This window comes from Escherichia sp. MOD1-EC6819, assembly GCF_002965765.1.
GTDB lineage: Bacteria > Pseudomonadota > Gammaproteobacteria > Enterobacterales > Enterobacteriaceae > Escherichia > Escherichia ruysiae.
The window spans coordinates 1-12,672 of sequence record NZ_PTRG01000021.1 but is presented as its reverse complement, the minus strand read 5'-3'; the positions used below and the strand labels follow the sequence as shown (position 1 = coordinate 12,672).

Here is a 12,672-nt window from a genome sequence, read left to right as displayed (position 1 = left end):
TCGCCCTGCCTTTCTTAATATTTCCCGTGAAGGCTTTTCCCTCTGAATAACCCCCATAAAAAAACCCGCCGAAGCGGGTTTTTACGTTATTTGCGGATTAACGATTACTCGTTATCAGAACCGCCCAGACCTGCGTTCAGCAGTTCTGCCAGGCTGGCAGACGCGTCTTCTGCAGTCACCTGCGGTGCAGCCGGAGCTTCACCCGCAGCACGGCGGCGCATACGATCCTGGTGATACGCATAACCCGTACCTGCCGGGATCAGACGACCCACGATAACGTTCTCTTTCAGACCGCGCAGTTCATCGCGTTTGCCCGCAACAGCTGCTTCGGTCAGTACGCGAGTGGTCTCCTGGAACGATGCCGCAGAGATGAACGACTCGGTTGCCAGAGACGCTTTGGTGATACCCAGCAGATCGCGGGCATAAGTTGCACCCACTTTGCCGTTCGCTTCCAGTTCGCGGTTTGCGATCTTGACGCGAGAGTATTCAACCTGTTCGCCTTCCAGGAAGTCGGAGCTACCCGCGTTAACGATGGTGGCTTTACGCAGCATCTGACGAACGATAACTTCGATGTGTTTATCGTTAATCTTAACGCCCTGCAGACGGTATACGTCCTGTACTTCGTTAACGATGTAACGAGTCACAGCATGAACACCACGCAGACGCAGAATGTCGTGCGGCGCTTCCGGACCGTCGGAAATGACGTCACCACGTTCTACACGTTCACCTTCGAACACGTTGAGCTGACGCCATTTCGGAATCATCTCTTCGTAAGGTTCGCTACCGTCTACCGGGGTGATAACCAGACGACGTTTACCTTTGGTTTCTTTACCGAAGGAAACGACACCGCTGATTTCCGCCAGGATTGCCGGCTCTTTCGGACGACGTGCTTCGAACAGATCCGCAACGCGCGGCAGACCACCGGTGATGTCCTTAGTACCGCCAGATTCCTGCGGAATACGCGCCAGGGTGTCACCAGAGCTGATCTGTACGCCATCTTCCAGCTGAACAATCGCTTTACCCGGCAGGAAGTACTGCGCAGGCATATCAGTACCAGGGATCAGAACGTCGTTACCCTGAGCATCAACGATTTTCAGTGCCGGACGCAGATCTTTACCACCTGCGGTACGTTCTGCGGAATCCAGAACTACCAGCGAAGACAGACCGGTCAGTTCGTCGGTCTGACGAGTAATGGTCTGACCGTCAATCATATCGGTGAAGCGAACAAAACCGCTTACTTCAGTGATAACCGGCATGGTGTGCGGGTCCCAGTTTGCAACGGTTTCGCCGCCTGCAACCTGTTCGCCATCACCTTTCGCCAGTACCGCACCGTAAGGCACTTTGTAGCTTTCTTTGGTACGACCAAATTCGTCGATCAGTTTCAGTTCGGTGTTACGGGAAGTGATAACCAGTTTACCGCTGGAGTTCACAACCGACTTCACGTTGCTGAGCTTGATGCTACCTTTGTTTTTCACCTGGATGCTGGATTCAGCAGCCGCACGAGATGCCGCACCACCGATGTGGAACGTACGCATGGTCAGCTGTGTACCCGGTTCACCGATGGACTGTGCCGCGATAACACCGATTGCTTCACCTTTGTTGATGATGTGGCCACGCGCCAGGTCACGACCGTAGCAGTGCGCACATACACCAAAGTCGGTGTCACAGGATACAACAGAACGTACTTTAACCGCGTCGACAGAGTTCTCTTCCAGCAGGTCACACCACTGTTCATGCAGCAGCGTGTTGCGCGGAACGAGGATATCGGCAGTACCCGGCTTCAGAACGTCTTCTGCAGTTACACGACCCAGTACGCGATCGCGCAGCGGCTCTTTAACATCGCCACCCTCGATAACCGGAGTCATCATGATACCTTCATGAGTACCACAATCGTCTTCAGTAACCACCAGGTCCTGCGCCACGTCAACCAGACGACGAGTCAGGTAACCGGAGTTCGCAGTTTTCAGTGCGGTATCCGCCAGACCTTTACGAGCACCGTGGGTGGAGATGAAGTACTGGAGTACGTTCAGGCCTTCACGGAAGTTCGCGGTGATTGGCGTTTCGATGATGGAGCCATCCGGCTTCGCCATCAGACCACGCATACCAGCAAGCTGACGAATCTGTGCCGCAGAACCACGCGCACCGGAGTCGGCCATCATGTAGATGCTGTTGAAAGATACCTGCTTCTCTTCCTGACCGTCACGGTTAATAACGGTTTCAGTTTGCAGGTTATCCATCATCGCTTTGGATACACGATCGTTCGCCGCAGCCCAGATATCGATAACTTTGTTGTAGCGTTCGCCCGCAGTTACCAGACCAGACTGGAACTGTTCCTGAATTTCAGCAACTTCTGCTTCTGCCTCGGAGATGATTTCGTGTTTCTTCTCCGGGATGACCATGTCATCGATACCAACCGATGCACCGGAACGCGCTGCATATGCAAAGCCGGTGTACATGATCTGGTCCGCAAAAATAACGGTCGGTTTCAGGCCGAGAATGCGGTAGCAGGTGTTCAGCATTTTGGAGATTGCTTTTTTACCCAGCGCCTGGTTGACGATGGAGTAAGGCAGACCTTTCGGTACAATCATCCACAGAATGGCACGGCCAACAGTCGTGTCTTTCAGGCTGGTTTTCGCTACTAATTCACCGTTAGCATCTTTTTCGTATTCAGTGATACGCACTTTAACGCGCGCATGCAGAGAGGCCAGGCCAGCGCGATAAATACGCTCAGCTTCTTTCGGGCCAGTCAGCACCATGCCTTCGCCTTTGGCGTTAACACAGTCACGGGTCATGTAGTACAGACCCAGTACAACGTCCTGAGACGGAACGATGATTGGTTCGCCGTTCGCCGGGGACAGGATGTTGTTGGTAGACATCATCAGCGCACGCGCTTCCAGCTGGGCTTCCAGCGTCAGCGGTACGTGAACAGCCATCTGGTCACCATCGAAGTCGGCGTTATATGCCGCACAAACCAGCGGGTGCAGCTGGATAGCTTTACCTTCGATCAGTACCGGTTCAAATGCCTGGATACCCAGACGGTGCAGAGTCGGTGCACGGTTCAGCAGTACCGGGTGTTCGCGGATAACTTCGTCCAGGATATCCCAAACGACCGCTTCTTCGCGCTCAACCATTTTCTTAGCAGCTTTAATGGTGGTAGCAAGACCACGCAGTTCCAGCTTGCCGTAGATGAACGGTTTGAACAGCTCCAGCGCCATTTTCTTCGGCAGACCGCACTGATGCAGACGCAGGTATGGACCTACGGTGATTACAGAACGACCGGAGTAGTCAACACGCTTACCGAGCAGGTTCTGACGGAAACGACCCTGTTTACCTTTGATCATGTCGGCCAAAGATTTCAGAGGACGCTTGTTAGAACCGGTGATCGCACGACCGCGACGACCGTTATCCAGCAGGGCGTCTACCGCTTCCTGCAGCATACGTTTTTCGTTGCGTACGATGATATCCGGCGCAGCCAGATCCAGCAGGCGTTTCAGACGGTTGTTACGGTTAATGACGCGACGATACAGATCGTTCAGGTCAGAAGTCGCGAAACGACCACCATCCAGCGGAACCAGCGGACGCAGATCTGGCGGCAGTACCGGCAGAACGGTCAGGATCATCCACTCTGGCTTGTTACCAGACTGAACGAACGCTTCCAGCAGTTTGATACGCTTGGTCAGCTTCTTGCGCTTGGTTTCGGAGTTGGTTTCGTTCAGCTCTTCACGCAGCTGTTCGCACTCTTGCTCCAGATCCATGCTCTTCAGCAGAGCCTGGATTGCTTCCGCACCCATTTTCGCGTCGAATTCGTCACCGAACTCTTCCAGCGCGTCCAGATACTGCTCTTCAGTCAGGATCTGCTGGCGTTCCAGGTTGGTCATACCGCCTTCGATTACCACATAGGATTCGAAGTACAGCACGCGTTCGATATCGCGCAGCGGCATATCGAGCAGCAGGCCGATACGGGACGGCAGAGATTTCAGGAACCAGATGTGCGCAGTCGGAGAAGCCAGCTCGATGTGGCCCATACGCTCACGGCGTACTTTGGTCTGGGTCACTTCAACGCCGCACTTCTCACAGATAACGCCACGGTGTTTCAGGCGCTTGTACTTACCGCACAGGCACTCGTAGTCTTTTACCGGCCCAAAGATACGGGCGCAGAAAAGGCCGTCACGCTCAGGTTTGAACGTACGGTAGTTGATGGTTTCCGGCTTTTTAACTTCACCGAAAGACCATGAACGGATCATGTCTGGCGATGCCAGAGCAATTTTGATCGCATCAAACTCTTCGGTTTTAGTCTGCGCTTTCAGAAACTTTAATAAATCTTTCACGGATTTGCTCCCGTCGGAGTTAGCACAATCCGCTGCCGGGTTTTACCCCGACAGCAGTGACCTGTTTGAGCGAGAATTACTCGTCTTCCAGTTCGATGTTAATACCCAGCGAACGAATCTCTTTCAACAATACGTTGAAGGATTCTGGCATGCCCGGCTCCATCTGATGGTTGCCGTCCACGATGTTCTTATACATCTTGGTACGACCGTTCACGTCATCAGACTTAACGGTGAGCATTTCCTGCAGAGTGTATGCCGCGCCGTATGCTTCCAGCGCCCACACTTCCATCTCCCCGAAACGCTGACCACCGAACTGTGCCTTACCACCCAGCGGCTGCTGAGTAACCAGACTGTAAGAACCAGTGGAACGCGCGTGCATCTTATCGTCGACCAGGTGGTTCAGTTTCAGCATGTACATGTAACCTACGGTTACCGGACGTTCGAACTGTTCACCAGTGCGGCCGTCGTACAGGCGGATCTGACCAGAAGTCGGCAGGTCGCCAAGTTTCAGCAGCTCTTTAATTTCTGCTTCTTTCGCACCGTCGAACACCGGCGTTGCGATCGGCATACCTTTGCGCAGGTTTTCAGCCAGACGCATAACTTCTTCATCGCTGAAGGTACTCAGGTCAACTTTCTGACGAACGTCAGCGCCCAGATCGTACGCACGCTGGATGAACTCGCGCAGTTTCGCGACTTCTTGCTGCTGTTTCAGCATGGCGTTGATCTTGTCGCCGATACCTTTCGCAGCCATACCCAGGTGGGTTTCCAGAATCTGACCGATGTTCATACGAGACGGTACGCCCAGCGGGTTCAGTACGATGTCTACCGGCGTACCGTTTTCATCGTAAGGCATATCTTCGATCGGGTTGATCTTAGAAATTACACCCTTGTTACCGTGACGACCTGCCATCTTGTCACCAGGCTGGATACGGCGTTTAACCGCCAGATATACCTTAACAATCTTCAGCACGCCCGGTGCCAGATCGTCGCCCTGGGTGATTTTGCGGCGTTTCGCTTCGAGTTTCTTCTCGAACTCGTGTTTCAGTTCGTCATACTGCTCAGCCAGCTGTTCCAGCTGATTTTGTTTCTCTTCGTCGGTCAGGCCCAGCTCCAGCCAGCGATCGCGCGGCAGTTTGTCGAGCTTCTCAGCTTCAACGCCACCGGCTACCAGCACAGCACGGATACGGCTGAACAGACCCGCTTCGAGGATCTGCAGTTCTTCAGACAGGTCTTTCTTCGCCTGTTTGAGCTGCATTTCTTCGATTTCCAGCGCACGTTTGTCTTTTTCTACGCCATCGCGAGTAAAGACCTGAACGTCGATAACCGTACCGGATACACCGTTTGGTACGCGCAGAGAAGAGTCTTTAACGTCAGACGCTTTCTCACCGAAGATCGCACGCAGCAGTTTTTCTTCTGGGGTCAGCTGAGTTTCACCTTTCGGCGTTACCTTACCAACCAGAATGTCGCCACCGGTTACTTCCGCACCAATGTAAACGATACCGGATTCATCCAGTTTGGAGAGCGCAGCTTCACCCACGTTCGGGATGTCAGCGGTGATCTCTTCCGGCCCCAGCTTGGTGTCACGGGACACACACGCCAGTTCCTGGATGTGAATAGTGGTGAAACGGTCTTCCTGAACAACACGCTCGGATACGAGGATGGAGTCTTCGAAGTTGTAACCATTCCACGGCATGAACGCCACGCGCATGTTCTGACCGAGCGCCAGTTCACCGAGGTCGGTGGACGGACCATCTGCCAGCACGTCGCCACGTTCTACCGGTTCACCCAGAGAAACACACGGCATCTGGTTGATACAGGTGTTCTGGTTCGAACGGGTGTATTTGGTCAAGTTGTAGATATCGATACCAGCTTCGCCCGGATACATCTCGTCTTCGTTAACTTTGATAACGATACGGGAAGCATCCACGTACTGAACGACACCGCCACGTTTAGCAACCGCAGTTACACCGGAGTCAACGGCAACAGCACGTTCCATACCCGTACCAACCAGCGGCTTATCAGCACGCAGAGTCGGAACGGCCTGACGTTGCATGTTCGCACCCATCAATGCACGGTTGGCGTCATCGTGTTCAAGGAACGGGATCAGGGACGCACCGACGGATACCACCTGCTGGGTGGATACGTCCATGTAGTCAACCTGGTCGCGGCTGAACAAGCTGGATTCGCCTTTACTACGGCAAGTTACCAGGTCTTCTACGAAGTGGCCTTCTTCATCCAGGTTGGAGTTCGCCTGGGCGATAACGTAGTTACCTTCTTCGATAGCAGACAGGTAGTGAATTTCGTCAGTTACAACACCGTCGGTCACTTTACGATACGGAGTCTCAAGGAAGCCGTATTCGTTAGTCTGTGCGTACACGGACAGGGAGTTGATCAGACCGATGTTAGGACCTTCAGGCGTTTCGATTGGACATACGCGACCGTAGTGAGTCGGGTGTACGTCTCGAACTTCGAAGCCTGCACGTTCACGGGTCAGACCGCCTGGGCCGAGTGCAGAGATACGACGTTTGTGCGTAATCTCAGACAGCGGGTTGTTCTGGTCCATAAACTGAGACAGCTGGCTGGAACCGAAGAACTCTTTCACTGCTGCGGAAATCGGCTTGGCGTTGATCATATCCTGAGGCATCAGGGTATCCAGATCGCCCAGAGACAGACGCTCTTTCACCGCACGCTCTACACGTACCAGGCCAACGCGGAACTGGTTTTCCGCCATTTCGCCAACAGAACGGATACGACGGTTGCCGAGGTGGTCGATATCATCGACTTCACCTTTACCGTTACGGATATCGATGAGCTTTTTCATAACATCAATGATGTCGTCTTTGCTCAGGATACCGGAACCTTCGATTTCTTCGCGCAGCAGAGAACGGTTGAACTTCATACGACCAACCGCAGACAGATCATAGCGGTCTTCAGAGAAGAACAGGTTCTCGAACAGGCTTTCAGCAGCTTCACGAGTCGGCGGCTCGCCAGGACGCATCATGCGGTAGATTTCTACCAGTGCGCTCAGACGGTCGTTAGTTGGGTCGACACGTAAGGTTTCAGAGATATATGGGCCGTGATCCAGATCGTTAGTAAACAGCGTTTCGATACGCTTGTGACCAGACTGGCTCAGCTTAGCCAACAGATCCAGGCTCAGTTCCATGTTCGCTGCGCAGATCAGCTCGCCGGTAGACTCATCAATATAGTCTTTGGCGACCACTTTACCTGCGATGTACTCAACCGGAACTTCAATCAGTTTGACGTCGTCTTTTTCCAGTTGGCGAATGTGGCGCGCAGTAATACGGCGGCCTTTTTCTACGTACACTTTACCGTTAGCTTCGATGTCAAAAGATGCAGTTTCACCACGCAGGCGCTCCGGCACCAGTTCCATCTGCAGCTTGTTATCACGGATTTCAAAGATAACTTTTTCAAAGAACAGGTCGAGGATCTGTTCAGTGGTGTAGTTCAGTGCACGCAGAATGATGGTCGCAGGCAGTTTACGGCGACGGTCGATACGTACGAACAGGTTGTCCTTCGGATCGAATTCGAAGTCCAGCCAGGAACCACGGTAAGGAATGATACGCGCGTTATACAGCACTTTACCCGAAGAGTGGGTTTTACCTTTGTCGGAGTCAAAGAAGACGCCCGGACTACGGTGCAGCTGAGAAACGATAACACGCTCAGTACCGTTGATAACAAAGGTACCGTTGTCCGTCATGAGCGGAATTTCGCCCATGTAGACTTCTTGTTCTTTAATGTCTTTTACGGTGCCTTCCGGCGCTTCGCGCTCATAGATCACCAGACGCAGTTTAACGCGCAGCGGTGCGGAATAGGTCACGCCACGGATTTGACATTCCTGGACGTCAAACACCGGTTCGCCAAGGCGGTAGCTGACGTATTGCAGCTCGGAATTACCGCTGTAGCTCTGAATCGGGAATACGGAACGGAAAGCAGCTTCCAGACCATACTGCCCTTCAGGATCTTGCTCGATAAATTTCTGAAACGAGTCAAGCTGGATAGAAAGGAGATAAGGTACATCCAGAACTTGTGGACGTTTACCAAAATCCTTACGAATACGTTTTTTCTCGGTATAGGAGTAAACCATAGGGTTCCTCAGCTCGCTGACAAGTCGACCCATCTGTCCACTGAGCGGACAGTTTGTGCAACACTATTTTGTTGACCGGAAAATGGATACTTTCCGCAATGCCTGTTGCTATCACGCTTAAACCATTTCATTGCGATTTACACAGAACGGGCGTTCTGTCGCAGTATATTAAGTCGTCGATAGAAACAAGCATTGAAAGGCACAGCAGTAGTCAAACAGTGTGAAACGCTACTGGCGCCTTACAGCGCAAAAAGGCTGGTGACTAAAAAGTCACCAGCCATCAGCCTGATTTCTCAGGCTGCAACCGGAAGGGTTGGCTTATTTAACTTCAACTTCAGCGCCAGCTTCTTCCAGAGCTTTTTTCAGTGCTTCAGCGTCGTCTTTGCTCACGCCTTCTTTCAGAGCAGCTGGAGCAGATTCTACCAGGTCTTTAGCTTCTTTCAGACCCAGGCCAGTTGCGCCACGTACTGCTTTGATAACAGCAACTTTGTTAGCGCCAGCAGCTTTCAGAATTACGTCGAATTCAGTTTTTTCTTCAGCAGCTTCAACCGGGCCAGCAGCTACAGCTACAGCAGCAGCAGCGGAAACACCGAATTTTTCTTCCATTGCAGAGATCAGTTCTACAACGTCCATTACAGACATAGCTGCAACTGCTTCAATGATTTGATCTTTAGTGATAGACATTTAAATTGTTCCTGAATATCAGAATAAGTTTATACGTAAGCGAATGCGTTAAAAAGATAACTGCGATTAAGCAGCTTCTTTCGCATCGCGTACAGCAGCCAGAGTACGAACCAGTTTGCCAGCCGAAGCTTCTTTCATGGTTGCCATCAGGCGTGCAATTGCTTCTTCGTAGGTCGGCAGAGTTGCCAGGCGGTCGATCTGAGACGCCGGGATCAGCTCACCTTCAAAGGCAGCGGCTTTGACCTCAAATTTTGCATTCGCTTTCGCGAACTCTTTGAACAGACGAGCTGCAGCGCCCGGGTGTTCCATAGAGTATGCAATCAGGGTCGGACCAACAAACGCGTCTTTCAGGCACTCGAACGGAGTACCTTCAACAGCACGGCGCAGCAGGGTGTTACGAACAACACGCATGTATACGCCAGCTTCGCGACCTGCTTTACGCAGTTCAGTCATTTTATCTACAGTTACGCCACGGGAATCCGCAACCACTGCAGACAGCGCGCCTTTGGCTACTTCGCTGACTTCAGCAACAATCGCTTGTTTGTCTTGAAGATTTAAAGCCATTAGCTTTGCTCCTGGATGTTTGCCAGAGAAAATCTCTGGAACTCACTTCACTCCTCCAAATGGAGAGAGCGTCTTAATTACGGTGAGCAGAAACAAGCCAGAATATAAAAGAATAATCTTAGCGTTCTGTCACCGTCTACGCAGGGGATTAAGTTTCTTACGAAACTCCTGCGGTCTTCGACGGAGGCCTGGATAGGCCAGGCTCCAACGAACAAATCTTTTCTATCCGTCGCTATTCAGCTTGTGGCAGCGTTGGCTTCCTTCGTTCGCACCAGTCACATAATAGCTATGCTCCTGGCGACTCACTCAGTTGCCGCCTTGCCACAACCCGAATATCTCGGATATACGTCTGCATTAAGCATTATACGTGGGGGTAAGATTGTAGACAAAATCACCGCCCACGTAAAGGTATTAGTTTGCAGAAGCGCTCAGGCCAGCCTGGTCAACTGCAACACCTGCACCCATGGTGGTGGAGATGCTAACTTTCTTGATGTACACACCTTTCGCCTGAGTCGGTTTTGCTTTTTTCAGCGCAACCAGCAGAGCTTCCAGGTTTTCTTTCAGTTTGTCAGCGTCAAAGTCCACTTTACCAATGGTGGTGTGGATGATGCCGTTTTTGTCGTTACGGTAACGAACCTGGCCAGCTTTAGCGTTTTTAACCGCTTCAGCAACGTTCGGGGTTACAGTACCCACTTTCGGGTTCGGCATCAGGCCGCGCGGACCCAGAACCTGGCCCAGCTGGCCAACAACGCGCATTGCATCCGGAGAAGCAATAACAACGTCAAAGTTCATTTCGCCTTTCTTGATCTGGTCAGCCAGATCTTCCATACCTACCAGTTCAGCGCCTGCAGCTTTAGCAGCTTCAGCGTTTGCGCCCTGGGTAAATACAGCTACGCGAACGGAACGGCCAGTACCGTGCGGCAGTACAGTTGCACCACGTACGTTCTGGTCAGATTTACGAGCGTCGATGCCGAGGTTAACAGCAACGTCCACGCTTTCTACGAATTTAGCAGTCGCCAGCTCTTTCAGCAGAGCGATAGCTTCGTTGATGTCGTACTGTTTGGTCGCATCAACTTTCTCGCGGATAACACGCATGCGCTTGGTCAGTTTAGCCATTTCTTAGTCCTCCACTACCAGGCCCATGGAACGTGCAGTACCTTCGATGGAGCGAGTCATCGCTTCAATGTCGGCACCAGTCATGTCGGCAGCTTTGGTCTGCGCGATTTCCTGCAGCTGAGCGCGGGAAATTTTACCCACTTTGTCTTTGTTCGGCTTACCGGAACCAGACTTGATACCAGCCGCTTTTTTCAGCAGAACTGCTGCCGGCGGAGTCTTGGTAACGAAAGTGAAAGAACGGTCAGCGTAAACGGTGATAACTACCGGAATCGGCAGACCTTTTTCGATGGAATCAGTTTTCGCGTTGAACGCTTTGCAGAATTCCATGATGTTTACGCCCTGCTGACCCAGAGCCGGACCTACTGGCGGACTCGGGTTAGCCATACCAGCTGCAACCTGCAGCTTGACATAGGCTTGTACTTTCTTAGCCATTATAAATTCCTCAAGTTGGGTAATAACGCCTCTGAGAGGCTCCCCGTGATATAAAAAATCGTTTTACGGGCAAGGCCCATAAAAACAAAAGGCGCGAAATTGTATTCCAATCTCACGCCTTGTGCAACGATTAAATCGCCGCTTTTTTGATCGCTGGGTTAGGCTTTTTCAACCTGGCTGAAGTCCAGCTCTACCGGGGTCGCACGACCGAAGATAGAAACAGAGACTTTCAGACGAGACTTCTCGTAATCCACCTCTTCAACGACGCCGTTGAAGTCAGCGAACGGACCATCATTAACACGAACCATTTCACCCGGTTCAAACAGCGTTTTCGGACGCGGCTTATCACCAACCTGCTGCAGGCGGTTCATAATCGCATCAACTTCTTTATCGCTGATTGGCGCAGGACGATCGGAAGTACCGCCGATGAAGCCCATCACACGCGGTACGCTGCGCACCAGGTGCCAGCTCGCGTCGTTCATCACCATCTGAACGAGGACGTAGCCAGGGAAGAATTTGCGTTCGCTTTTGCGACGCTGACCGCCACGGATCTCAACGACTTCTTCAGTCGGAACCATGACTTCGCCAAACAACTCTTCCATGTTGTGTAATTTGATATGCTCACGCAGCGACGTTGCTACGCGGCCTTCAAAACCGGAAAACGCCTGAACGACGTACCAGCGCTTTTTAGGAGCTTCAGACATCTCAGAACCTCAGGCCAGTGATAAAGGATACCAGGCGAACCAGAATACCATCCAGTCCCCACAGGATCAGTGACATTACTGCGGTAACCGCAGCCACAATCAGCGTGGTGTGCAATGTTTCCTGGCGAGTCGGCCAAATGACCTTACGGACTTCGGTACGCGCTTCACGGGCAAAAGCAACGGTTGCTTTACCTTTTGTCGTTAACAGCGCGACACCACCCGCTGCAGCAATCAGAATTACTACGGCCAGCGCACGCAGCGGCAGCATAATGTCGCGATAAAGGTAGTTGCCGACGATTGCCACCAGGAGCAATGCCACCACAACGACCCACTTCATCGCTTCCAGGCCGCGCCCGCTTCCTTGAGCTTCGGTATTCGCACTCATAAACCAACCTGTCAGAAGTATTCTACAAACATTTTCACCCCGCGATAGCGAGGCAAACCAAATCGAAACGCGTATTCGCTTTTCGGATTATACGCCCTCAACAGAGCCTGTCTCAGCAATGATTATGACAAAGAAAATCACTGATGAGCCAGGTTCTGGTACGAAAGCGTGCAAAAAGGGCATCAAATGATGCCCTTTTATTGCGCATTGCGTCAAATGTTATCGGCAATTAGCTCAGAACTTTAGCTACAACGCCCGCGCCAACGGTACGGCCGCCTTCACGGATTGCGAAACGCAGACCGTCGTCCATCGCGATCGGGTGGATCAGGGTAACAACCATTTTGATGTTGTCGC

General features: G+C 52.1%; 9 protein-coding genes. All 9 read right to left on the bottom strand.

What is annotated here, in order from left to right; genetic code table 11:
* Positions 1-104 precede the first annotated feature (104 nt).
* Entirely contained in the window at positions 105-4,328 is a 4,224-nt protein-coding gene (gene rpoC / locus A7Z06_RS21040) for a DNA-directed RNA polymerase subunit beta' (protein ID WP_000653937.1), read from the bottom strand.
* Between the two features lie 76 nt (positions 4,329-4,404).
* The gene (rpoB, locus tag A7Z06_RS21035) at positions 4,405-8,433 is read right to left on the bottom strand and encodes a DNA-directed RNA polymerase subunit beta (RefSeq protein ID WP_000263098.1); all 4,029 of its coding nucleotides are present in this window, start codon (positions 8,431-8,433) and stop codon (positions 4,405-4,407) included.
* 318 nt (positions 8,434-8,751) lie between these two features.
* Positions 8,752-9,117, bottom strand: a complete 366-nt coding sequence (gene rplL, locus A7Z06_RS21030) for a 50S ribosomal protein L7/L12 (RefSeq protein WP_000028878.1) — start codon at positions 9,115-9,117, stop codon at positions 8,752-8,754.
* Positions 9,118-9,183: 66 nt separating this feature from the next.
* Positions 9,184-9,681 carry a 50S ribosomal protein L10 gene (gene rplJ / locus A7Z06_RS21025; RefSeq protein ID WP_001207201.1) on the bottom strand — a complete coding sequence of 166 codons (498 nt, stop codon included), beginning with the start codon at positions 9,679-9,681 and terminating at the stop codon, positions 9,184-9,186.
* 411 nt (positions 9,682-10,092) lie between these two features.
* Positions 10,093-10,797: a 50S ribosomal protein L1 gene (gene rplA, locus A7Z06_RS21015; protein ID WP_001096683.1), complete on the bottom strand. Its 705-nt coding sequence runs from the start codon at positions 10,795-10,797 to the stop codon at positions 10,093-10,095.
* Positions 10,798-10,800: 3 nt separating this feature from the next.
* Complete coding sequence (gene rplK, locus A7Z06_RS21010; protein WP_001085926.1) at positions 10,801-11,229, bottom strand: 50S ribosomal protein L11; 429 nt, start codon at positions 11,227-11,229, stop codon at positions 10,801-10,803.
* Positions 11,230-11,387: 158 nt separating this feature from the next.
* A complete protein-coding gene (nusG, locus tag A7Z06_RS21005; RefSeq protein WP_001287521.1) occupies positions 11,388-11,933 on the bottom strand; it encodes a transcription termination/antitermination protein NusG in 546 nt (181 codons plus the stop codon).
* 1 nt (position 11,934) lies between these two features.
* Positions 11,935-12,318 carry a preprotein translocase subunit SecE gene (secE, locus tag A7Z06_RS21000; protein WP_001275702.1) on the bottom strand — a complete coding sequence of 128 codons (384 nt, stop codon included), beginning with the start codon at positions 12,316-12,318 and terminating at the stop codon, positions 11,935-11,937.
* 229 nt (positions 12,319-12,547) lie between these two features.
* Positions 12,548-12,672: EF-Tu C-terminal domain-related protein (locus A7Z06_RS20995; protein WP_072117485.1), on the bottom strand; the 125-nt coding region annotated here is incomplete at its 5' end.